Raw genomic sequence first — 24,583 nt, forward strand, 5'->3', positions numbered from 1 at the left:
CATGCAGCCGCTCCTTCAGGCAACCGCCCTGGCACCCACGTTGCTGTCCGCCAGCATCCCCAGCCCGGACTGGTCCGGCTTCGACATCCCCCTCCCGTGGGGCAGCCTGCGGATCCACGCCTACGCGCTGTGCATCCTGGCCGGCATCGTCGTAGGCCTGTGGCTGACGTCCGTCCGCTGGGCCAAGCGTGGTGCCCCTGAAGGCAGCGTCTGGGACATCGTCATCTGGGCCATCCCCTTTGGCATCATCGGCGGCCGGCTCTACCACGTGGTCTCATCCCCGGACGCCTACTTCGGCCCCGGCTTCGACGGCACCGGAGACCTCTCCCTGATCCCGCAGATCCAGCGGGGTGGCCTGGGAATCTGGGGCGCCGTCGTGCTCGGCGCGGTGGGTGCCTGGATCGGGTGCCGCCGCAGCGGCGTCAAGCTGAGCGCCTTCGTCGATGCCGCAGCACCGGGACTGCTCCTGGCACAGGCCATTGGCCGGTGGGGCAACTACTTCAACCAGGAACTCTTTGGCGGCCCCACCACGCTGCCGTGGGGCCTGCAGATTGACGCGAACAACCCCAACTTTCCGGCCGGCATGCCCGCCGACACCCTCTTCCACCCCACGTTCCTCTACGAGTCGCTGTGGAACCTGGCCGGCGTCGTGATCCTGCTGGCCCTGGACCGGCGCTTCACCTTCCGCCGCAGCAGGCTCTTCTGGCTGTACGCCATGTACTACACGCTGGGCCGCGTCTGGATTGAAGCGATGCGCATCGACGATGCCGAGCAGATCAGCATCTTTGGCATCACCACCAGGCTCAACGTCTGGACCAGCATCTTTGTGTTCCTGGCAGCCCTGGCCGCCTTCATTCTGCTGGGCCTCAAGGGCCGGCCGGATCCGGACACCGTGTACCTCGCCGGCCGTGAACCGGACAAGGCCGTGGCAACGGGACCACATGCCGGGACAGTCACAGAGGTCCGTGATCCGGACAATGTTGTCTCAGATAGTGATTCGCGTGGTAATCTCCCTGATAACCACAGCGGTTCCAGGCATGCTTCCGACCCCACGGAAGAAGCCGAGGCGGCACCGGCCGGCCGAAAGCCCGGAGCGGATGCGACGGCTGCCGGACACTCCGGCAGCACAGCCACGGAACCCGCACCGGAGGCCGGCACCGGCAAGTAGGCGCCGGCCAGGCAGGGCAGTAGAGCCACCGCTCGAAGAGCCCGAAACCACAACGTCGTGGCATGGGGCACCGTCCGTACAGCGTGAAGCTGCTGTCCGGTGTTGCCCCGGGCAGGGGCCTGCGTAACCGTTAGTTCAGCAGGCTGCGCTGACCTACAATTTCCAGTAATCAACACTTTGTTGTGCCCTTGCAACGGCGCCGACGAGTGGGGCCAACGGTGTCCCTTCCATACGCACGATCAGGAGGAAGGACGTCTCCCATGACCCAAACTCTTAACACTCCCAGCTGGTCCGAACCGGATCAGCCCGGGGCTGCACTGTCGCCGTTCAAGCGCTTCGCCGCCATGCCGGAGGCCGCCGGGCTGTACAACCCGGAACAGGAAAAGGACGCGTGCGGCCTCGCCATCATCGCCACCCTTCGCGGCGAACCCGGGTACGACATCGTCGATGCCGCCCTCACCGCGCTGCGCAACCTTGAGCACCGCGGTGCCGTGGGCGCCGACGAGGGAACCGGCGACGGCGCGGGCCTGCTCATGCAGATCCCCGACGAGTTCTTCCGGGCCGTCACCGAATTCGAGCTGCCGGCACCCGGCCAGTACGTTGCCGGCACCGCCTTCCTTCCGGCCGAGCAGCGGGAGGCCGACGCCGCCAAGACAGGCATCGAGGGACTGGCCGCCGACGAGGGCCTGAAGGTCCTCGGCTGGCGCGAAGTGCCGGTAGTTGCCGACCTCGTGGGCGCCATGGCCCGTGCCTGCATGCCGTACTTCTCCCAGCCGTTCCTGGCATCCGCCAACGGTGAGGAACTGGACCGCAACGAACTGGACTCCCGCGCCTGGCGCATCCGCAAGCGCGCCCAGAACAAGTTCGGCGTGTACTTCCCGTCGCTGTCCTCGCGCACCATCGTCTACAAGGGCATGCTCACCACCGCCCAGCTGGAGCCGTTCTACCCGGACCTGTCGGACAAGCGCTTCAAGACCAAGCTCGCGATCGTCCACTCACGCTTCTCCACCAACACCTTCCCGTCCTGGCCGCTCGCGCAGCCGTTCCGGACCATCGCCCACAACGGTGAAATCAACACCGTCAAGGGCAACCGGAACTGGATGCGCGCCCGGCAGTCCCAGCTTGCCAACCCGCTGCTGGGTGACTCGCCGGAAGAGCTGTACCCCATCTGCACCCCCGGCGCCTCCGACTCCGCCTCCTTTGACGAGGTAGCGGAACTGCTGTGGCTGTCCGGCCGCCCCATCACGCACTCGATCATGATGATGATCCCTGAGGCCTGGGAAAACCACGCCACCATGGATCCGGCCCGCCGCGCCTTCTACGAGTACCACTCGCTGCTGATGGAACCCTGGGACGGCCCCGCCGCCGTCTCCTTCACCGACGGCAACCTGGTGGGCGCCACCCTGGACCGCAACGGACTGCGTCCCGGCCGCTTCTGGATCACCGAGGACGGTCTGATCGTCTTCGCCTCCGAGGTGGGCGTGATCGACGTCGAACCCTCCAAGGTGGTCAAGAAGGGCCGTGTGTCCCCGGGCAAAATGTTCCTGGTGGACACCGAGGCCGGCCGCATCATCGACGACGAAGAGGTCAAGGCCGAAGTCGCTGCAGCCAACCCGTGGGCCGAGTGGGTCAAGGACAACCTGATCGACCTCAACGACCTCCCCGAGCGCGAGCACGTGGTGCACACCGCCGCGTCCGTCAACATCCGCCAGCGCACCTTCGGCTACACCACCGAGGAACTGAAGATCCTGCTGGGCCCCATGGCCCGCACCGGCGCCGAGCCCCTGGGTGCCATGGGTTCCGATACCCCGGTGGCCGTGCTGTCGAAGCGCCCGCGCCTGCTCTTCGACTACTTCGTGCAGTCCTTCGCGCAGGTCACCAACCCGCCGCTGGATGCCATCCGTGAAGAACTGGTCACGTCGCTGACCTGCGCCATCGGACCCAACGGCAACCTCCTGGACACCAAGCAGGTCCGCCAGCCGCAGGTCCAGCTGCCCTTCCCGGTGATCAATAACGACCAGCTCGCCAAGATCGCCAACATCGAGGACGCCGACGGCAACCGCGTGGCCATGAAGGTCCGCGGCCTGTACCGCCCCGAAGGCGGCGAGAATGCGCTCCGCGCCCGGCTCACCGAAATCTGCGAGCAGGTCTCCGGTGCGATCAACCGCGGTGTCCAGTACATCGTGCTGTCCGACCGTGACTCCAACGCCCAGTGGGCGCCCATCCCGTCGCTGCTGCTGGTCAGCGCCGTGCACCACCACCTGCTGCGCAGCGCCAACCGCACCAAGACCGCCCTGGTGGTCGAGGCCGGCGACGTCCGCGAGACGCACCACGTGGCCGTCCTGATCGGCTACGGCGCCTCCGCCGTCAACCCGTACCTGGCCATGGAATCCGTGGAGCAGCTCATCGCGGCCGGTGACGTCACCGGGGTGACCCCGCAGGACGGCGTCTACAACCTCATCAAGGGCCTGGGCAAGGGCGTCCTGAAGATCATGTCCAAGATGGGCATCTCCACGGTGGCCTCCTACACCGGCGCCCAGACCTTCGAGGCGCTGGGCCTGGGCCAGGAACTGGTGGACGAATTCTTCGCCGGCACGCACTCCCAGCTGGGCGGCGTGGGCCTGGACGTCATCGCAGCCGAGGTCTCCGCCCGCCACCAGATGGCCTACCCGGAAGGCGGCATCGAACAACCCCACCGCCCGCTCCTGGGCGGCGGCGAGTACCAGTGGCGCCGCGACGGCGAGCCGCACCTGTTCAACCCGGAGACCGTCTTCCGGCTGCAGCACGCCACGCGTGAGCGCCGCTACGACATCTTCAAGGCGTACACCAGGGGAGTGGACGACCAGTCCACCAACCTCATGACCCTCCGCGGCCTGCTCAAGTTCAAGAATGAGCGCCCGTCCGTTCCCCTTGAGGAAGTGGAGCCCGTCTCCAGCATCGTCAAGCGGTTCTCCACCGGCGCGATGAGCTACGGCTCCATCTCCCAGGAGGCCCACGAGACGCTGGCCATCGCCATGAACCAGCTGGGCGGCAAGTCCAACACCGGTGAGGGCGGCGAGGATGTGGACCGCCTGCTCGACCCGAAGCGGCGCTCTGCCGTCAAGCAGATCGCGTCCGGCCGTTTCGGCGTGACCAGCCTCTACCTGACCAACGCCGACGACATCCAGATCAAGATGGCGCAGGGTGCCAAGCCCGGCGAAGGCGGCCAGCTGATGGCGCAGAAGGTCTACCCGTGGGTTGCCCGCACGCGGCACTCAACCCCCGGCGTCGGGCTGATCTCCCCGCCCCCGCACCACGACATCTACTCGATCGAGGACCTGGCGCAGCTCATCTACGATGCCAAGCGTGCCAACCCCTCGGCCCGTGTGCACGTAAAGCTCGTCTCCGAAGTGGGGATCGGCACCGTGGCCTCCGGCGTGACCAAGGCGAAGGCCGACGTCGTCCTTGTCTCCGGACATGACGGCGGCACCGGCGCCTCGCCGCTGAACTCGCTCAAGCACGCCGGTGTTCCCTGGGAACTTGGCCTGGCCGAGACCCAGCAGACGCTCATGCTCAACGGCCTGCGCGACCGCGTGGTGGTGCAGGTGGACGGCCAGCTCAAGACCGGCCGCGACGTCGTCATCGCTGCCCTGCTGGGCGGCGAGGAGTTCGGTTTCGCCACCGCTCCGCTCGTGGTGGAAGGCTGCATCATGATGCGCGTCTGCCACCTGGACACCTGCCCCGTGGGCGTCGCCACCCAGAACCCCGAACTGCGGGCCCGCTTCAGCGGCAAGCCGGAATTCGTGGTCAACTTCTTCGAGTTCCTCGCCGAGGAAGTCCGCGAAATCCTGGCCGAGCTTGGATTCCGGAGCCTCGAGGAGGCCATCGGCCACGCCGAGGTCCTGGACACCCGCGACGCGGTGGACCACTGGAAGGCCGACGGCCTGGACCTGGACCCGATCCTGCACGGCCTCGAGTTCGACGACGATGCGCCGCTGCGGAACATGACCGGCCAGAACCACGAGCTGGACAAGCACTTTGACCAGCGCCTGATCACCATGGCCACCGAGGCCCTGACCGACCGCAGCCCGGTGAAGATCACCGTGGACGTCATCAACACCGACCGTTCGGTGGGCACCATGCTGGGCCACGTGGTCACCAAGACCTTCGGTACCGATGTCCTGGCCACGGACACCATCGACGTCACACTGAACGGCACCGCGGGCCAGTCCCTGGGCGCTTTCCTGCCCGCGGGCATCACGCTGCGGCTGTACGGCGACTCGAACGACTACGTGGGCAAGGGCCTGTCCGGCGGCCGGATCATCGTCCGTCCGGACCGTACCAACGTGTTCAAGGCGGAGACCAACGTCATTGCCGGCAACGTGATCGGCTACGGCGCCACCAGCGGTGAGATGTTCCTGCGCGGCCAGGTGGGCGAACGCTTCCTGGTGCGCAACTCCGGTGCCACCGCCGTCGTCGAAGGCATTGGCGACCATGGCTGCGAGTACATGACCGGCGGCCAGACGCTGATCATCGGGCGCACCGGCCGCAACTTCGGCGCGGGCATGTCCGGCGGTACCGCCTACGTCCTGGACCTGCGGACCACCCGCGTCAACAAGCAGGCGCTGGAGTCCGGCGAACTGCAGCTGCGCGAGCTGGACTCCGAGGACCGCGACATCGTCCACGGCCTGTTGGTCAAGCACGTGGAAGAAACTGACTCCCAGCTGGCGGCACGCCTCCTCGAGAACTTCGATGACACCGCCGCCCGTATCACCAAGGTGCTGCCGCGCGACTACGCGGCCGTGCTGCAAACCCGTCTCGACGCCATCGAAGAGGGCCTTGACCCCGACGGCGAAGAAGTATGGTCTCGAATCCTGGAGGTTACCGGTGGCTGATCCACGCGGATTTCTGAAAGTACGCCAGCGTGAAACCCAGCCACGCCGCCCCGTTCCCGTCCGCATCATGGACTGGAAAGAGGTATACGAGGCGCAGGAAAAGGGCACGCTGAAAGCCCAGGCCGGACGCTGCATGGACTGTGGTGTTCCCTTCTGCCACCAGGGCTGCCCGCTGGGCAACCTCATCCCCGAGTGGAACGACCTCATGTGGCGGGACAAGGGCGATGAAGCTATCGAGCGCCTGCACGCCACGAACAACTTCCCCGAGTTCACCGGCCGGCTCTGCCCGGCGCCCTGCGAGGCGTCCTGCGTGCTGGGGATCAACCAGCCCGCCGTGACCATCAAGCAGGTGGAAGTGTCGATCATCGACGAGGCCTGGGACAACGGGTGGGTCAACCCGCTGCCGCCGGCCCGCCTCACCGGCAAGACTGTTGCGGTGGTCGGCTCCGGCCCCGCCGGCCTGGCCGTCGCCCAGCAGCTCACCCGGGTGGGCCACACCGTTGCCGTCTACGAGCGGGACGACAAGATCGGCGGCCTCCTGCGGTACGGCATCCCCGACTTCAAGATGGAAAAAGAGCAGGTGGACCGCCGCGTCGAGCAGATGAAGGCGGAAGGCACCCGGTTCCGGACCGGCGTGTCCGTGGGCACCGACGTCACCTGGGAGCAGCTGCGCAGGCGCTACGACGCCGTCGTAGTGTGCACGGGTGCCACCGTTCCGCGTGACCTGCCCATCCCGGGCCGCGACCTGGACGGCGTCCACTTCGCCATGGACTACCTGGTGCCCGCCAACCGCGCGGTGGCCGGGGAAACCATCGAGAACCAGATCAACGCCCACGGCAAGCACGTGGTGATCCTGGGCGGCGGCGATACCGGTGCCGACTGCCTGGGCACCGCCCATCGCCACGGCGCCGCCTCCGTCACCACCCTGGCCATCGGCAAGCAGCCGCCGGCCGAGCGGGCCAGCCACCAGCCGTGGCCGACGTTCCCCACCCTCTTCGAGATGGCCAGCGCACACGAGGAAGGCGGCGAACGCACCTACCTCGCCTCCACCGTCGAGTTCGTGGGCGAAAACGGCAAGCTCACCGGGGTCAAGGTGGCCGAGACCGAGTTCGTGGACGGCAAGCGGCTCCCCAAGGCCGGCACCGAGCGGATCATCCCCGCCGACCTGGTGTTCCTGTCCCTGGGCTTCACCGGCGCCGAACCTGCCGGCATCACCGAACAGGTGCACGCTGAATTCGACGGCCGCGGCAACGTGGCACGCGACGGCTACTACATGACCAACACCGAGGGTGTGTTCGTTGCCGGTGACGCCGGCCGCGGGCAGTCCCTGATCGTGTGGGCCATCGCCGAAGGCCGCGCCGCCGCCGCCGCGGTGGACAAGTACCTGATGGGGAGCACCATCCTTCCCGCACCCGTCGCGCCAACGGACCGCGCCATCGCTGTCCTCTGACCACTGTCCCGGGGGATGCATCGAGGGTTCACCTCGCAGACAACTTAACCAATGCAAGAGACCAATAGGGTAGGTATATGAGACGCGCAAAAATTGTGGCTACGTTCGGCCCGGCAATTGCCAGCTACGAAAACACCCTCGCGGTGCTGGAGGCCGGCGTTGACGTCGCCCGCATGAACATGAGCCACGGTGACTACACCGTGCATGACAACACGTACGAGAACGTCCGCAAGGCCGCGTCCGACCTGAGCAAGGCAGTGGCCATCATGGCCGACCTGCAGGGTCCCAAGATCCGCCTGGGCCGCTTCGTTGACGGCCCGCACGCCCTCGCTGTTGGCGACATCTTCACCATCACCACCGAGGATGTTCCCGGCACCAAGGACATTTGCTCCACCACGCTGAAGAGCCTCACCGAGGACGTCAACGTGGGCGACGCCCTGCTGATCGACGACGGCAAGGTGGCGCTGCGCGCCATCGAGGTCGACGACGTCAAGGTGGTCGCCGAGGTAACCGTCGGCGGCATGGTGTCCAACAACAAGGGCATCAACCTCCCCGGCGTGGCAGTCAACGTCCCCGCGCTGAGCGAAAAAGACGAGGATGACCTCCGCTGGGCCATCCGCCGCGGGGTTGACCTGGTGGCGCTCTCGTTCGTCCGGGATGCCTCGGACATCACCCGCGTGCACGAGATCATGGACGAGGAAGGCCGCCGCGTGCCGGTCATCGCCAAGATCGAAAAGCCGCAGGCCGTGGAGCAGCTGCCCGAGATCATCGACGCGTTCGACGCCATCATGGTGGCCCGTGGCGACCTCGGCGTGGAACTGCCGCTGGAGGAAGTGCCGATCGTCCAGAAGCGCGCCGTGGAACTGGCACGCCGCTGGGCCAAGCCGGTCATCGTGGCCACCCAGGTCCTGGAGTCCATGATCGACAACCCCCGACCCACCCGTGCAGAGGCGTCCGACTGCGCCAACGCCGTGCTGGACGGTGCTGACGCCGTCATGCTGTCCGGTGAGACCAGCGTGGGCAAGTACCCGATCGAGACGGTCAAGACCATGGCCCGGATCATCGAGTCCACCGAAGTGCATGGCCTGGAGCGCGTTCCCCCGCTGGGGACCAAGCCCAAGACCCGTGGTGGCGCCATCACGCGTGCCGCCGTCGAAATCGCCGACCAGCTGGATGCGAAGTACATCTGTACCTTCACCCAGTCCGGCGACTCCGCCCGGCGCCTCTCCCGCCTGCGGCCCATCAAGGCCGTGTTTGCCTTCACCCCGGTGGAGCACGTGTGGAACCAGCTTGCACTGACCTGGGGCATCCAGCCGGTGCTGGTCCCCATGGTGGGCCACACCGATGAGATGACGTCCCAGGTTGACCGCAGCCTGCTGGAAATGGACCTGGTGGACGACGGCGACCTGGTGGTCATTGCCGCCGGTTCACCTCCCGGAAAAGCCGGCTCCACGAACATGCTGAAGGTCCACAAGGTGGGCGACCTCGCCGATGCCGGCAGCCAGGGCGGCGAGCCCGGCAGCAACCGTGAAAAGCTCGGCCCCTGGCCGGAAAAGAAGAAGAAGAACCAGGCCGCCCAGGCCTAGGCTTCACCGAAAAGGACCCCTGCCGGTTGGCAGGGGTCCTTTTTCGTTGTGGTGGTTGGCTGGTTCGGTGACCTGCCTGTGCGAGGCTGGCCCGCCGTCGTGCGTTTCCGCGGGCCAGCCGAAGCGCTAGTTGACCTGGTTGATGATGGTTTCGGCGACCTCACGCATGCTGAGGCGGCGGTCCATGGAGGTCTTCTGGATCCAGCGGAAGGCTTCCGGTTCCGTCAGGCCCATCTTGGTGGTCAGCAGGCTTTTGGCGCGCTCGACGAGCTTGCGGGTGGCGAACTGCTCCTGGAGGTCCGACACTTCACTTTCGAGGGCCTTGATTTCCTCGTGGCGGGAGAGTGCAATCTCCAGGGCCGGGATGAGGTCAGCAGGCGTGAACGGCTTGACCACATAGGCCATGGCGCCGGCGTCGCGGGCACGCTCCACCAGTTCCTTCTGGCTGAAGGCGGTTAGCAGCACCACGGGGGCGATGCGGGCCTTGACGATCTTCTCGGCCGCGGAAATGCCGTCCATGACGGGCATCTTCACGTCCATCAGGACCAGGTCCGGCTTCAGTTCCTCGGCGAGCTGGACGGCCTTCTCGCCGTTGTCCGCCTCACCCACAACGTCGTAGCCTTCACCGCGCAGGATCTCGATGATGTCGAGGCGGATGAGGGTTTCATCCTCTGCCACAATGACGCGGCGCGCCGGCTGGGACGTGGGCTTGGACTCCGTCTGTTCAGTCACGGGATCTCCTTGAAAAGGTACGGCGGGACATCACTATCTTAGGTGCCACCGCGGCTGTACTTGGCTTGCAGGGGTTCGTTTGCGGCGACGGCGGCGCGATTCTGGAATTCAGCCTATCTGCATGTAGAGTAATTCCGCGTACGTGAAGCGATCGCGTTGCTCACAGTCAGCTGTGGGCGTACTTCGGCTCCACGTAATCCGCGCCCGAGTGGCGGAATTGGCAGACGCGCCGCACTCAAAATGCGGTATCGAAAGGTGTGTGGGTTCGAGTCCCACCTCGGGCACAACAAATCGCCTCGTCAGGGGCGATTTTGCTTTAACGTGTGTACAAAGCTTGCGCTGGGGTGCCTCTGACGCTAGGAGTGCGGGCGTTGGCCTGGCTGCCGCGGGGCCTATTCAGATGTGTGGGTGGCGGGTTCAGGACCTTGGCTGGTGGGTGCTCCGCCTGCTGATTGCTGGGATTATGCGGTTCCTCGCTTCCGGTTTTATCGGGTAGACCCGGGGTGGCTTACACCTATTCATGGGCCCGGGGGAGCGGGGACTACATGACCGCTGTGCGGTTGACTGGAGGCCTTCGTCCGGAGCTTCAACGACGTAAAAAGGACCACGGGTTCTTCCCTTTGTCCAGCCAAAGGGGGTGTGGACACTGTCCACACTGTGTCTGCTTTCGTTTTATGGTCGGGACCGATCCTGCAGAGAGTTGATCGGTGGAGGGGCCCAACACGAACCGGACGTTGATCTTCGGACGAATCTAAAACAGAATGCAAATCGCAGGCATAATACATTAGCGCGCGGTGGTGACATGTTTGCGTAATTTAAAGTATATTGCAGTCATGGCACGAAGCGGCAATTCTGAAACCCTCAGCACGGGCGTACGCGACCGGATACGCAAAGACATTCTGGCGGGGCGCTGGCTACCGGGGCAAAATCTGCAATTGATGCCCCTGTCAAAGCAGTATGCGACCTCCAGCACCGTCGTGCGGGAAGCCCTCACCCGACTCTCTGGTGACCGGCTGGTGGAGCTCAAGCCGAATCGTGGCTTCTTCGTTCCCCAGATCTCGCTCGATGAGCTGCGGGACTTTAACGAGTTGAGGTGCCGTGCCGAGGAGTACGGTATCCAGCTCGCCATCGAGCGGGGCGACCTGCATTGGGAGTCTGAGGTCTTCGCCGCCCACCATATGCTGGAGCGCATTCCGCGCTTCTTGGACGGGACCCTGGAGCTGAATCCTGAGTGGGTCGAGGCTCATGACAACTTCCACAAGAAGATGCTGTCGGCGTGTGGGCTGCCCGTACTGATCGACCTGACCTCCGTGTTGGCCGATGAGAACTCGCTGCACCGCCGCTGGTCGGCGCCTTCAAAGAAATCCGTGAACCGCGACATGGACCAGGAGCACCGAGAAATCCTGCAGGCCGTTGTGGACCGAGACGCCGAGTTAGCAGGACGGTTGCTGAGAGAGCACTACACGAGGTCCATGAACAACATTCTCGAGGTGGGGTTCCTTCCGGAGGCGCAGCGAGTCGCCCAGACTGAAGGTCTGTCGGATGTGACCCAGACCTCAGCTTGATGAAGCTACTTCATCATCGTGCTTCAGAGAGACTAGTGCCCCAACCTGCGATCGGTGAAAGGGAACTGGCCTTGAATAACGCTCTTCACTACCCGCTGATGCCGCACATCTGCTGATCAGGAAACACTCCACTTGTGTGGCGTCGGGTACTGCTGGACGGAGACGTCGACTTTGCTCCGCATCGTTCCGGCATGCACTGACGTTGCCTCTTAGCAACGATGCCATGGGCCTAGCCGGCCACTTGACGCCGCATCCTACGGGCTGAGAAGCCATGCTTTTCGTTCGTGGATAGGTGGAGCTCGGAGAGTTCATTTGGCCGTGCAGGCATTGGGGAAAGCGCACTAATCAGGGGAAGGCGGATGAACAACGCGCTTGGCAGTCCTGCCGACTGCCGGCATTTGGCTTCGAAAGTGGCCGGCACAAGGGCAGCTAACCTACTGATGTGCGGTGGGTCATTCCGCCGGCAACATTTCCGCGACAGTATGTCGGTGCCGCCAGCATCTTCGTGGAGCGCCACACGGACCTGGATCACGTCTACGACGAGGAGCCGTCCCCCGTTAAATTGGTGGGACGACGTCCGCGCCTGAGCCAGGAGGGGTTCGACCGCGACTTCAGTGAGATTCGCGGACATGGCTTTCGGCTCGGGGGAGACGGCCATCAGGGTCAGGTGAACAGCCATTGTCACTGTAGGCAACTTGCGCACTCGCGCACATCGCACTTTCGCTGACGGCCGACCTCCCTTCCGGAACGAAACGCCAAGGTGCGGCTACTTGCGAAGCCGAGTCAGGATGCGCCCGCGGGCGTCCTGGAACCGGGGGTCCGCTTTAGTGGCAACTTGATCGCGGTGCGTGCCGAAGCCGGTCTCGATCACGTCCACGACAGTGGCCGGCTTCTCGGCGATGACGATCACCCTGTCAGCCAGATAGATGGCCTCGTCCACGTCGTGAGTCACGAGCATAATGGTCACTCCGAGCTTCTCCCGGAGGTCGATTACCAGGTCTTCGAGGTCAAAGCGTGTTTGCGCATCAACGGAGGCGAACGGCTCGTCCATCAGCAGCACCTTGGCGTTGTACGCCAGTGCACGGGCGATGGCCACACGCTGCTGCATGCCACCGGACATCTCCCACGGGTACTTGTTCCCTTGGCCGCCCAGCCCGACGGCATCCAGGGCCTCATCTGCAGCTTTGTTGCGCAGGGGCTTCTTCTGACCGCGCCCTTGCAGCGGGAAGGCGATGTTCTCGCGGGTGGTCATCCACGGCATCAGGGACCTCGAGTAGTCTTGAAAGACCACCGCCACATCACGGTGCGGTCCCTCGAGCGTATCTCCGCCCACCAGGACTTGGCCGGCCTTGGGCTTGAGTAGACCGGACAGGCCTTTGAGCAGGGTGGTTTTGCCGACGCCGGACGGGCCGACAATCGAGACGAATTCCCCGTTGCCGACAGTGAGGCTGAGGTTCTCGATGATGCACTTCTCATCAGCACCCTCCCCGTAGCCCAGGGAGAGATCTGTGACGTGCAGCAGGGTATCTTCGCTGACGCGTGTCAGCGTACCGCCGGGGACGCTTTCGGTGTTAGGCATGATTCAGACTCCTTGTAAAAGACGTGTCGTGGCGCATCAACGGGCGCCGGATTTGTGATACCAAGCCAGGATCTGCCTGTCGATCAGGCTGAAGCCGATCACGAGGATGTAGCCGATGACACCCACCAACAGCGCCCCACTCCATGTCTCTGGGATCCGGAACGTGCTGGAGGAGTGAAGGATGTAGAAGCCCAGCCCGACGTTGGAGGCGAAAAGCTCGCTGACTACCATGACGACGATGCCAATTGGCAGCGCCACACGTATGCCGGCGATGACCTGAGGCATGGCTCCCGGAAGCACCACCCGGCGGTAGTAGAGCATCCGCGGGATACCGAAGACGCGGGACACCCGGCGCACCCCGACCTCCACGCCCAGGCTTCCGTCGATTGTGTTCAGCAGGATCGGCCAGACGCAGGCGAGGGCTACGGCATAGATTTTCGAAGCTGAGCCCAATCCGAAAATGCCGATAATCAGCGGAACCAAGGCGGACTGCGGCACGGAACGCACGAAATGTATATAGGGGTCGAGGATTAGCCGCAGCCGTTTTGTTTCGCCCAGGATGAGTCCCAGGGCCACACCCACGACACTGGCGATCAGCAGCCCTAGCGCCAGGTTAGAGAGACTTGAGCCCATGGCCTGCAGCAGCACGCCGTTGGTAAGGTCCCGGCCCATCACGCCGAGGATCCGCGAGAGCGGGGGTACAAACAGGTTGGTGCTGTTCGCCGAGGCGAACCACCAGAGGACTACTAGTAAAACGGGCAGCCAGAGCCGCCACAGCACGTTTGTCAAAGTTCTCATATGACGCTCCTGGTCGGTTTGAGCTCGATGCACTGGAGGTTTATCGGAGGGGTTGTGCTCGTCGTCGAGGGCTCAGTCATCACTCTGTCTGTTCCACCGGAGCAGCCGCCCCTCTGCCCTGCCCAGTAAAGAGGCCACTAGCCATCCGAAGATGCCCGCGAAGAACAAGTAGGCGAATGCGTTGTCCCAACGCTCTGCCTCCTGCGCGAGCGTGATCAATCGTCCCAGCCCCGGCACCTGGGTCAAGACCTCGACTCCAACCGCGGCCAGTATCGCGATGGACGCTGAGATGCGCACGCCGGTGGCGATGAATGGCAGAGCTGACGGCAACAAGACTCTTCGGAACCACAAGCCCTTCGGGATCTGAAAGACCGTCGCAGTGGATACGATGCCTGGATCCAGTCTTCGAGATCCGAGGATTGACTGCACCAGTACGGGCCAGACCGCGGCGAGCACGACCATGGTGATCTTCATGTTCGTCGTGGCACCCAGCACCAGCATCATCACCGGCATTAGCGCGATGGTCGGAAAGGCGCGGCCGAATTCAACGATCAAAGCGGCTGAGCGGCCCAGCGGACGGACCGTGCCGATCAGCAGCCCCAGGACGACGCCGATTGCGCAGGAGAGCAACCAGCCCGCCAATGCGGCGAAGAGCGTGTAACCGAAGCCCACCCAGAAGTTGCCCGTGGTGACCACGGTGAAGATGGAGGTCACAATATCGGGGACGCCTGGGGTGATTTTGGGCAGAAGCCCGCTCATCACTGCGAACTGCCAAAGAAGCAGAATCACTACCAGGGTAATCACTCGCTGGAGGGTAAGCGTCCATTTAACGCTGGGCTGGCCGGTGAAGGCCATTGGAGTGGTTGTAGTTGTAGCCATGGCTCAAATCTCCGCTCAGGCGCGCGGAGCTCCTTCCCACAAGATCTCATCAACGCTCTTGGGCTTGGAGGCCATGCCGAACTTTTTCAAGGCGTCCGTTGTTTCCTGTGACACCTTTGGATCAACAGCCACTTGCTGCTCGACCAGCGGGCCCTTGGAATTTTCGATGGAGTTTCCAGTCACCTCGCTACGCACCTTGTAGACGGCATCCGCGTTGCCAGGGTCGTTGTAGAAAGCGACAGCCTTGGCCATGGCCTCATTGAACTTTTTCGCGGTCTCACCATTTGTCTGCAGCCATGGGTCCGTGGCCGCCCAGAGAGTGATACCGAGCCCAGCGCGATACTGACGGGAAGGGTTCGCGATCACATGGAAGGAGGCATCAGAGATGACTTGGTTGTAGAAGCTGTCCGCCGGAAAGATTGCATCCACCTGGGAACTGGACAGTGCGGTACGCATTGACGCATAGGGCAGTGCGACCTGCTTGACGGTATCCAGATTCACACCAGCGTCCGTCAGTGCCTGCAGAACCGGCACATTGCCTCCGGAACCGAGTGAGTTGAAGGCGATTGTCTTGCCTTTCAAGCCGGACAGATCGGTGATGCCGCTGTCCTTGCGCACAACCACACCGGAGGTGTCGACCACCTTGGAAATGAGACCCGCACCGGAGATCAGCTTGATGGGCAGGTCCTCAGCAGTAGCGGTTACAGCTGCGTCCCAAGAGACCGTGCTGATCGCAGCCGATCCTCCTACAAGCTGGCTGAGGTTGTCCTGGGCGGTGCCGCCCGGCCGGATATCTACATCCAGACCAACTTCATCGAAGAAGCCCTTCTGCTTCGCAATGTACAGCGGCTCGTAATTAATGGGTGCATGCAGCACGGTGATCTTCTTAGCCGAGGCGGGCTCAGCCCCCCCGCCGCCGCAGGCCGTAACAGCCATGACACCTGCCAACGCCATGGCCAGGGCGGCCCTACGGGGCAATATCGGGGTCATTTTCTTCATGCGCCTTCTCGCTTTCCAATCTGAGGGTGATATGACACTCTCGTACAGAGAATGCATAAAGTGAGGATAACGTAAATGTGGTCCACTGCACAGTCTTTTCCGTGAGCCGCGTCATACAGTGTGGAAGGTAAAGAGAAAAGCTGTGGGCGCGGTGTGTTTCCGTGACTGTGCAGCGACACTGGGTTCCTTACGCAGCAGCATTAGTCACTGATGTTGCTGCTTTCCGTGTGGGTGCCTTCCGGATTCGCCACTGCAACATGATTTTTCCCGGCTATCCCGGTGATCGTGCGGACTCCGCATTCAAGCAGGGCAGCACCGTCATTGGCGCTCAGGAGCTCCGTGTTCCGTCTCGTTTGTCCTTCCCTTCTGTGGAAGGGCAACCATGTGCTTCGCGAAACGGGTTGCTTGCTGTGGCGGCTGCCCTTTAGCAAGAGTCTCTTTGTGTTCGCGTCAGGTGACAGATCTCGATGGCTGGCTTTTCTGCCAGTTCATTGCCAGGTGGGCACCCGGTCCAGCAGCACATATGCCGCCCGTGTTGCAGGCAGAGGCCGACTCCTGACGACAGGGGGCGGGGCAGGTTGACAAGAGCAGATCAGGCTGCAGGCCGAGACAGACGGAGAGGCTCACGCAAGGTAGCTGCCTCGTACTCGGTTAGTGCGTAGCCCCGCGCCTGCAGCTCCGGAATCAGCAGATTGCGTTCTGACCCATACCGCCCCAGGCTGAATCAAGGTTCCTTCGAGATCAGCGCTGCCCGGCCGGCTCCGCCAGCAGGGCAGCCAGCTCGGACATGTCCTCCAGCTTTTCCAAATGGTGGACCAGCTCAAGCACATGGTCGGCAACCGAGTCCTCAAGAGTTCCGTTCCACGCGATGTTGCTGCGGAACTTGGCCTCTATGCGCTCACGGTTCAACGGAGCGAAGTGAATGTCCCCAAGCACCCGGTCGACACGAATGCGGTGGCGATCGCCGGAGGTAAGCCGCACCTCGACCTCAGCCGTCTGGGCCTGTTCGCGAGGTAGCGAGCCGATGATCTCTATCTTTTCCAACATCCTCTGCAGCGCTGGATCGCGCATGTGCGCCTCGTTCATGTGCTGCAGGCCAACGGTTCCGTACATCAGCGCCGTGGCCACAGCGAACCTGATGCTGAAGGCGCCCGAGACCTCCGGGCAGCTTCCAACGGTGAACTCCTGCCCGACGAAGCCGGCCTTTGTCTGCGGATTCACAAAGATCTGGATTCTCTCCAAATTGTCGGGAGCGATTCGATACGCCTCCACCAGCTGCACGGTGGCATCCAGCGACGCCTGGCTCGCCCGGCACGTCGGCCATGGCTTAATAACGGCATCGGCGTAGAACTCCTGACCGAGGCCCTCGGTGATCTTTTCAGGTTGCGGCGTGGTGCTCCACTGGGCCAGGAAACCAAAACGTCCCCCGATCGGGTCGTGAGGTCCCCGGAATCCCGTGGCGGCCAGCTCAGCGGAGAAGACAGCGTTGCGAGCGGACAGGGAGATCGGCAGCTTGAACGCCAGTGTCTTGTCGTTGATGTTGTCGATGGTCCCGGAGACTTGGTTGATGACCAGCCCAAGCCCGTGATGCAAGGTGGCAGCGTCGTGCCCCATTAGTAGTCCGGCCGTGGCCACGCCGCCCAGGGCATTGATCGTCCCAGTGTTGTCTCCGCCGCCGTAGACATCGAAGCCGGTGGCATGACCGAGCCTCGCGGCCAGATCGTCTCCATAGATAAGTGCGGTGAGCAGGTCCCGACCACTGCGTCGTCGGGCCTCAGCCACGGCGAGTGCCACGGAGACGGTAGTGCCCGTGATGTGCGAGGGGATCTGCACCCCCTCGGCGTGGTCGGCCCCGACAGGCTCGAAATCATATGACCTCATCAGGGCCGCGTTAGCCAGAGCGGCATGCATCGCGGGTACCTTGGCGCCCGTGGTCAGAACGGTCGACTCTGGGCGGCCACCCCAACCGGTGACGAGGTCGATCAACGAGGAGCTGCCTTCAGCCTGAGTACCGGCCGCGATCAGACCCAGAGCGTCCAAAACACGCGTCTTGGCCCGATCGATTGCTTCCGAGGGCAGCGACTTGAAGTCCGCTGCCGCAAGATGGTCGGTCAGGACCGCCGTAAGTGTCTTGTCCATCGCCTTGGGTTACGCCCGGCCGGCCGTGGGAACCTTTTGACGATCCAGGAATTCCCATACCGTTCCCTTGTCTCCATTGCGCTGGCCCTTGATGTGCTCGAGCATGCGTGCCCGTCCTACGGAACCAAGGTAAAACCGCTCATACAGCTCGATGCGCGAACCCAAGGCCGATCCAGCGAAATCCCAAGCGGTTCGGAAGATCCGGGAACGCTCTTGAGCGCTGATGCCCCCGGCTCCCGGAAGGTACTTCTCGAGCATAGGAGCCAACTCCGGGTTATCGAACGCCGCCAGGGAGGGAGTGGCCAGCAGATTGTGCGAACCCAACGTTTTGATGATGTCGTTCACCCGGATCATCCATTCCGGCATGATCGTGCGCAGCACACCGATATCATCGTGCACGAAGTAGGCACCACCGCCCCAGTCATGGGCTCGGCGCTCAGCGGAGTCGATGATCGCCCGGGTCATCACCAGGAAGCCGTGAACCTCACCAAGCATGGTAGTGACGTCCGGCCGCGCACCCGACCCGGTGACCCGGGCCATCTCGGCGAGCAAATCGTAGGCAAACTCCAGCTTTACAGCGGCCCGGATGGCCGTCTGCTGCTGGGTGCATCCGGTAGCAGTTCCTTGGTTCACCGAGTTGTAGAGATCCAGCTCCCCATCAATGAAGATACGGTCGTGGGGGATGAGCACGTCATTAAATATGACCACTCCATCCTGCTCGTCAAACCGGGAGGAGAAGGGCCGGTCCTCGCGGGAGGCATCTACACCGTAATGATCACGGCAGATAATTGCGACGCCCTCGGCCGCTACGGGGATGGCGAAGGACAGGGCGTACTTCTCGTATCCGGGCTTGATGGGAGTTGCCGGGTAAACATAGATTTCATCGGCGATCGGGCCGAGGGTCGCCAGAACCTTCGCGCCGCGAACGATCACACCCTTCTCCGTGCGATCCACCACCTGAAGTGTAAGGTCTGCGTTGGCTCCGTCCAGCTCACCGATCGATTTGTCGATGTTGGCGTGCACGATGGTGTGTGTGAGGGCCAAGTCATTCTCGGCCACGTACTTCTGGTAGGCCTTGATTCGCTCGAAGTAGATTGGATCGGAGGAGGCCTTTTCCCAGAGGTCTGTGCGGGAGACGTGTCCAGCCAAGACCACGTTCACGTAGTCGGGAGTGCGCCCCAGCATGCCCATGGAATAGCGGGCGAACCGGTCAAAGGCACGGTGCCGGCGTTCGATGTCCTCCTGGTTGGCGGGACGCAGGTGAGATACCGAGATCATGTCGCCGCTGTCGGGACTTTCGAACAGGCAGTCGTCCCAGTGCTCCCATTGGTAGTCGAAGTATTCGGCCATTCCTGCAAGGGAGCCGGCGAAATCCGGATGTTCAGTAACATCGATCTGCTCGTTTCCGTACCAGACCGTGCGTCCGTCCTTAAGTCCCTCTACGTATTCATATCCACGTCGTGCTCCCATTGAGCTCTCCTTCATCTCTAACGTCAGGTGAGACACAGGACGCCTAGCGGACGCCCCGATTTGTTCTCATGTTGGTTGTTTTGCTGTTGACGGCCATCTGACCGGCGGTCCGCGCGCCTTTGGGATGGATCAGGCCGAGCGCAGGCCGGCTGCGGTGTACCGGCGGTAGTCCTTGGCAGCCGGACCCGCCAGGGTGCGACTGACTTCTGCTGCTGCCTCCTGAAGGGCCGTGGCCCATTCCCGGACCGTGGCCGCATCCACGCCCGACGGCAGGTTGCCGAGCCGAATAACAAGTCCGGAGTTGGTGGGCTCACCTGCTTCGGGGGCAAAGACTGGTACGACCACAGATGCGAGGTCGATATTGGTGTCTACCTCGTCCAGCGCGCATCCGAAGTATTGGCGGCTTTGTGCGATGGTGGTGCGGACTGCGCGATCACGAGCGGGCGTCAGCTCTGCGCCGGCCCATTCGGCCAAGGCTTCGTTGAGTTCGTCATAGCCTGCCGGATCGTGGTTGATGCGGGAGACGGCGTATCCCTGCTCGCGCACGCGGGTAAGAGCTTCGCGATAATAGGTGAGGACAGCCTCGTCCTGCGGGAAGATCCGGCCCAGCCAGGCAGTGACCTGGTCTGGGCTCCATGCCACGGCGGCCTCGCCCAGCGGTGGGATCAAAGGGATCCGGACGCCGATGCGTTCGTCCGCGTCGGTGCTGCCGCCGTAGGATGTGGCACCGATCGTTTGGTCCAGGGAACTGATCTGGACCAGAGCTGCGGCCGAGCAGCTGAACCTCTGGGCAAGCTCATCGAGCTGTGGACGAGCGGCTTCCGCCAACCGGACTGCCGAAATCAGTGACTCGTCCACGTGAGCCGACAGGCCGGTGGTCGAGAAGCCGCCGTAGCCGCCTTGGAAGAACAGTAGCGGTGTCACACCTCGGTCGACGGCGAGGTCGTCGACCGAGACCAGGGTGATGTAGTGGTCACCGGCCTCCACTTCCTCAGTGATTCGCCCATGGATGTGCGCGACGGCGCCGTCGATCATGGGGGCGCCCCAAGCCGAGAGAGTCCATCCGACCTTGTCGAACTTTTCCGGATCCTTAGACGCGAGACTGCGGCAGGCCTGCATCTGGTCGTGGGCGAACACCGAGATGCAGACATGGTCTGCCTCACGCAGCTTCGGGTAGGTCGATGATGTGGTCATGGGCATGAAGGCGACCAGCGGGGGCTCCAAGGAGACTGAGCTGAAAGTGCCTACGACCATACCCACGGGCGTTTCGTTGACCATGGCGGAGACTACGACGACGCCGGTTGGGTAATGACCCATGACGTCGCGGAATGCGCGGGGGTCGAAATGCGGCCTTTGGTCCACCTCAGCAATGCTCATGGTGTCCTCCTGGGAAGGGTTGTGTAATCGGCTCCACCAGTTTGCAATATCCGGCGGAGAATATATTTGATGTCTACGACCATAACGCGCTGGCGCCAAGGAGTCCACCATCAATTTCTGGCACATGGGGGAGAGGGCCGCGGCAGGCTGAGAATATATTCTCGCTTGCGTAATGCAGCGTCACCGGCATACTATTTACCTAGATGTGATGCAAAGTACTAACTCGTCGCCACGAAAGGGTGCCCTGCCTCACCCCACGCACGGCACGGCACCCTGAGGATTTTTCCGCAGGGGGCGGTTTGAGCAGCATTCAGAGGTTGGGCAGCGACACGGGCTCCGTGATGCCCTCACGGAGCCCGTGTCGCCTACGGCGGTCAAACCCGGGATCTATAACCGGTCGCTAGTCCTGCCGTCCTAAGTAAAAGGAGGAGGCCGTCCGGGGGCGGCAGACCTTCCTCGACAAGCGTCCGCCGGGTATGCCCGGCTGACCGCGCTTTACCACCCTAACCACGCTTCATCTCGAGGAGATCTTATGGCGAGCAAGCCCACCAACGGTGACCTGTACTGGACAGAGGAGTACCCGACAATCACCGAGTCAGATGAATCTCTGCAGGCGTACCTCGCAGGGGCTGAAGCTCCTGTTCTGCTGGCAGCGTTGGCCACCACCTTGCAGGATCTATCTTTTGTGCCAGCCGAACTATCCCCGCCGCTTCCCCCGCTGGGCACGGCGCTGCTGCCCCATGGAGGGATGTCTCCCGAACAGGTCCAGCGTGCCCAGGATCTGGCGCTGAGCGGATTGAAGCGGCTGAGAGATGAGGGAATCCGCAGCGTGCAGCAATTGAGCGCTGAAGATACTTCCGTGATTTTGGATTGGTTCACCGGCGGCCGCGCCGCCAGAGACCGATCGTGGATGGGACAACTGAAGCATGAATTCGCCCCTGCTGCAGATCGCAACGGTTCGGCTGAATGGAACTATGCCGACTACCCCGACCACCGCGCCGTCACGCCATTCACGACCCTGATAGTCGGTGCAGGCATCTCCGGCATCGCCGCCGCCTATCGCCTGCAGGAAGCTGGGCTGCCATATCGCTGGATTGAGGCTTCGCACCGGATCGGCGGCACGTGGTGGAAGAATCACTATCCGGGTGTGCGTTTGGACACCCCCACCTACGGCTACAGCTTCTCCTTCGCACAGCGGGTCGACTGGCCGAACCAGTTCGCCGCCGGCGCGGAGGTTCTGGATTACTTGGAGACACTGGCGGAGAAGGCCGACTTCACGGAGGGGATCGAGTTGAACACGTCCCTGACGTGCGCCGTCTGGGATGAGGACTCGGCGACTTGGAGGGCCACCACGCGCACCAAGGACGGTCATGAGACTACCGAGAGCTACAACGCGATCATCACCGGTGTGGGGCAGTTGGATCATCCCTTCATTCCGACCTGGCCGGGGCAGGCTGACTTTAAGGGAGCCCAGATGCATTCCCAGGAGTGGGATCATTCGGTGGACCTGAAGGGCAAGAAGGTGGCGGTAATCGGCACAGGCGCCTCCGCCTACCAGATCGTCCCGGCCATCATCGGCGATGTGGACAAGATGTACCTGTTCCAGCGCAGTGCTCCCTGGATGCTGCCGGCACCGACCTACCACGAGGCGATGTCGGACGCCGCCCAGTGGCTGCACCAGAAGGTCCCAGCTTACGGACAGCTGTTCCGTCTCTTCGTCACCGCCGGCGGTATTGAAGGGCGCATGGAACTCGCAAGGGCTGAGGAGGGCTGGGATGGTGCACCCCTAAGCGTTTCAAAGGCCAACGAGGAATTTCGCCAGGCCATCATCGAACGCATGCGCGAGCAGTATGAAGGCCGCCCTGACCTGCTGGAGAAGGCGATCCCGAATTACCCGCCGTCGGCCAAGCGCATGCTCCGCGACAACGGCGTGTGGGCCGCAGCCCTGCGCGAACCACACACGGAAGTCATCACAGAAGGTTTGACATCCTTCACAGAGACCGGACTGGTCACCGACAATGGACGAGAACTCGATGTCGATGTTGTCATCTACGCGACCGGGTTCCGCCCGTCAGATTACCTCGACCCCATCAAAATCGTAGGCCGCCACGGCTTGGAGATTCATGACTACTGGGGCGGGGACGCGAAAGGCTTCGCCGGCATCACCGTTCCCAACTTCCCCAACCTGTTCATGCTGCTTGGCCCCAACACCGGCGGAGTAGTCGCCGGAGGGCTGCATTTCATGATCGAACGCGCGGCGGAGTACGCGGTCGAGGCCATTCATCAGATCCTGGATCACGACGTGCGCGCCCTGGATTTGAAGCAGGAGGCGTTGGACGAACACATAGCCTGGGTCGACGCTGAGAACGACAAGATGACCTGGGGCCAGCCGTACGTGAAGACATGGTACAAGAACAAATTCAATCGGGTATCACAAGTGTGGCCGTTTCAAACCACTGAATACTGGCGTATTACGGAGCAAGTGAACAGTAATGACTACGAGTTTCTGAAGTGACTGCTCTTGACGTGACAGTCCGGTACGCCCGGCTGTCCGACCCCGATAATAGGTTCTCCGAGGCCGAGCCTCTCACGGCGACGGCGGAAGGACTGCCCGCACCGGTCGGGCCTCTGGCCTTCCCGCAGCTGCCAGGCGGATTGAACGCGCTACTGGGGGCAGCCAACAGCGAGGTCGCACAATCGCACGATGCCTTCCAGCTGCGCGTGCAGGCTCCAAAGATGGCTGAGGGGCTGCCTGTGGTGGTATTCATACCCGGTGGCGGGTTCACCACGGGGACGGGCAATGCCCGGTGGTTCAGTGCCCCTTCGCTGGTTCACGACGACCGGTGCGTGTTGGTCACCGTCAACTATCGGATCGGCATCCTCGGACATCTGGGAATCGATGGAAACCCACTTGACTCCCAGCGGCCGCTGCGCGACCTGACCGTGGCTCTGCGCTGGGTCAAAGAGAACATCCTGCTGTTCGGCGGAGATCCGGAAACGATTACTCTCGCCGGCGACTCGGCGGGGGCATGGTACGCCTACGCGCTTTCCACTCTTGAGGAGACCCGCGGCTTGTTCCGCCGCACCGCACTGATCAGCCTCCCGTGGGAGCCTGCGTTGACAGTTGAACAGTACCGGGACAGGTGGTCACTGGCCACCACCTCGCTGTCGGGCTGCGGCGGACTCGCTGAGGCCTCGTGGGAATCGGTTCTCCGCGCCCAAGCCAGCCTCGCTAAGGCCTACGCCGGTCGCGGGATGCCATTGATGCCAGCCGTCGGCGATAATCTGGGTGCCGACCTCCACAACTACTCTGTTACTGCATCGAAGCTACATGTCGAATCACTGGCGATTCTCTCAACCTCGGAAGAATGCGCAGCTTTCCTGCTCTCCGTCCCTGAGACGGCCTTCCCGGATGAAGCCGCCGATGGCTTCACCCAGACCCGGTTCGAGAACCCGGACGCGGTGCGCGACTGGGTCGACCGCAAAGTCCCCGGGGCGTCCGCCAAGGCCCGGATGGTGGAACTGATGACCCTACACCAGTTCCGGCTCGCGAACCTGGAACTGGCCAAGGCTGCTGCATGTGCCGGCCTCACCGTGTATCTGGCCGGGTTCTCCGTGCAGAGCCCGCTGCCGGGCGCAGGCAGCCCCCACTGCATGCCGATGCCGTTCCTGTTCGATTCTCTCCGGCAATGGAACGATGCACCCATGCTGGCTGGCCTGGAACCGAAGATATTCGCCACCACCTCGGAAGCCTTGAGGGGCTGGTTCGCGGGGTTCATTCACGACGGCCGCATCCGTGTGGCGAACGAATACGGGACTCCTTTCGCCGTCTCCGACCCCCTCCGTCTGGAGTTCGACGGCGGCCAACCTCACTACGACGTTCCCTCCGAGCTCGGGCTGGTCGCTCGTCGCTGAAAGAGCTGCCCAGCCGTTCCTGCGCTTCAAAACCGGCAAGACCCAGGACCGC

Annotated in this window: 15 protein-coding genes and 1 tRNA gene; 8 read left to right on the plus strand and 8 right to left on the minus strand. The window is 63.1% G+C overall.

Annotated features, from left to right (window positions below):
- The first annotated feature begins 1 nt into the window (after window position 1).
- The 4 genes from lgt to pyk all read left to right on the plus strand — a co-directional run bounded on the left by lgt (window position 2) and on the right by pyk (window position 9,078).
- Window positions 2–1,168, plus strand: a complete 1,167-nt coding sequence (gene lgt / locus PUN51_RS12285; protein WP_275181107.1) for a prolipoprotein diacylglyceryl transferase — start codon at window positions 2–4, stop codon at window positions 1,166–1,168.
- Window positions 1,169–1,428: 260 nt separating this feature from the next.
- The gene (gene gltB / locus PUN51_RS12290; RefSeq protein WP_275181109.1) at window positions 1,429–6,042 is read left to right on the plus strand and encodes a glutamate synthase large subunit; all 4,614 of its coding nucleotides are present in this window, start codon (window positions 1,429–1,431) and stop codon (window positions 6,040–6,042) included.
- Entirely contained in the window at window positions 6,035–7,492 is a 1,458-nt protein-coding gene (locus PUN51_RS12295; protein WP_159632128.1) for a glutamate synthase subunit beta, read from the plus strand. Before gltB ends, PUN51_RS12295 begins: the two co-directional genes overlap by 8 nt.
- 77 nt (window positions 7,493–7,569) lie before the next feature.
- On the plus strand, window positions 7,570–9,078 hold the full coding sequence (gene pyk, locus PUN51_RS12300; RefSeq protein ID WP_224025746.1) for a pyruvate kinase: 1,509 nt from the start codon (window positions 7,570–7,572) through the stop codon (window positions 9,076–9,078).
- Window positions 9,079–9,204: 126 nt separating this feature from the next.
- On the opposite strand, the gene PUN51_RS12305 is transcribed toward pyk, so the two are convergent.
- Window positions 9,205–9,810 (minus strand): ANTAR domain-containing response regulator, encoded by a 606-nt coding sequence (locus PUN51_RS12305; protein WP_009358190.1) that lies wholly within the window; start codon window positions 9,808–9,810, stop codon window positions 9,205–9,207.
- A 202-nt stretch (window positions 9,811–10,012) separates the two neighbouring features.
- Between PUN51_RS12305 and PUN51_RS12310 the strand changes: the two genes are divergently transcribed.
- Window positions 10,013–10,094: transfer RNA gene (locus PUN51_RS12310), tRNA-Leu, on the plus strand.
- A 549-nt stretch (window positions 10,095–10,643) separates the two neighbouring features.
- Window positions 10,644–11,375: a GntR family transcriptional regulator gene (locus tag PUN51_RS12315; protein WP_275181115.1), complete on the plus strand. Its 732-nt coding sequence runs from the start codon at window positions 10,644–10,646 to the stop codon at window positions 11,373–11,375.
- 766 nt (window positions 11,376–12,141) lie between these two features.
- Here the strand turns inward: PUN51_RS12315 and PUN51_RS12320 are convergent.
- The 7 genes from PUN51_RS12320 to PUN51_RS12350 form a co-directional block, all read right to left on the minus strand.
- Complete coding sequence (locus tag PUN51_RS12320) at window positions 12,142–12,954, minus strand: ABC transporter ATP-binding protein (protein WP_275181117.1); 813 nt, start codon at window positions 12,952–12,954, stop codon at window positions 12,142–12,144.
- 36 nt (window positions 12,955–12,990) lie between these two features.
- Window positions 12,991–13,752 (minus strand): ABC transporter permease, encoded by a 762-nt coding sequence (locus PUN51_RS12325; RefSeq protein WP_275181119.1) that lies wholly within the window; start codon window positions 13,750–13,752, stop codon window positions 12,991–12,993.
- 72 nt (window positions 13,753–13,824) lie between these two features.
- On the minus strand, window positions 13,825–14,607 hold the full coding sequence (locus PUN51_RS12330) for an ABC transporter permease (RefSeq protein WP_275181121.1): 783 nt from the start codon (window positions 14,605–14,607) through the stop codon (window positions 13,825–13,827).
- Window positions 14,608–14,646: 39 nt separating this feature from the next.
- The gene (locus PUN51_RS12335; protein WP_275181122.1) at window positions 14,647–15,630 is read right to left on the minus strand and encodes an ABC transporter substrate-binding protein; all 984 of its coding nucleotides are present in this window, start codon (window positions 15,628–15,630) and stop codon (window positions 14,647–14,649) included.
- A 741-nt stretch (window positions 15,631–16,371) separates the two neighbouring features.
- Window positions 16,372–17,769, minus strand: a complete 1,398-nt coding sequence (locus tag PUN51_RS12340) for an MmgE/PrpD family protein (RefSeq protein ID WP_275181124.1) — start codon at window positions 17,767–17,769, stop codon at window positions 16,372–16,374.
- Window positions 17,770–17,778: 9 nt separating this feature from the next.
- Entirely contained in the window at window positions 17,779–19,239 is a 1,461-nt protein-coding gene (locus PUN51_RS12345; RefSeq protein WP_275181125.1) for a 4-hydroxyphenylacetate 3-hydroxylase N-terminal domain-containing protein, read from the minus strand.
- Window positions 19,240–19,368: 129 nt separating this feature from the next.
- On the minus strand, window positions 19,369–20,616 hold the full coding sequence (locus tag PUN51_RS12350; protein ID WP_275181127.1) for a flavin reductase family protein: 1,248 nt from the start codon (window positions 20,614–20,616) through the stop codon (window positions 19,369–19,371).
- A gap of 532 nt (window positions 20,617–21,148) precedes the next feature.
- On the opposite strand from PUN51_RS12350, the gene PUN51_RS12355 reads away from it, so the two are divergent.
- Together PUN51_RS12355 and PUN51_RS12360 are read left to right on the plus strand one after the other, a co-directional pair.
- Window positions 21,149–23,131: a flavin-containing monooxygenase gene (locus tag PUN51_RS12355; protein ID WP_275181128.1), complete on the plus strand. Its 1,983-nt coding sequence runs from the start codon at window positions 21,149–21,151 to the stop codon at window positions 23,129–23,131.
- The gene (locus PUN51_RS12360) at window positions 23,128–24,531 is read left to right on the plus strand and encodes a carboxylesterase family protein (protein ID WP_275181130.1); all 1,404 of its coding nucleotides are present in this window, start codon (window positions 23,128–23,130) and stop codon (window positions 24,529–24,531) included. The genes PUN51_RS12355 and PUN51_RS12360 overlap by 4 nt, the downstream gene beginning before the upstream one ends.
- The last annotated feature ends 52 nt before the right edge of the window (window positions 24,532–24,583 follow it).

The organism is Arthrobacter sp. NQ4, assembly GCF_029077345.1.
GTDB lineage: Bacteria > Actinomycetota > Actinomycetes > Actinomycetales > Micrococcaceae > Arthrobacter.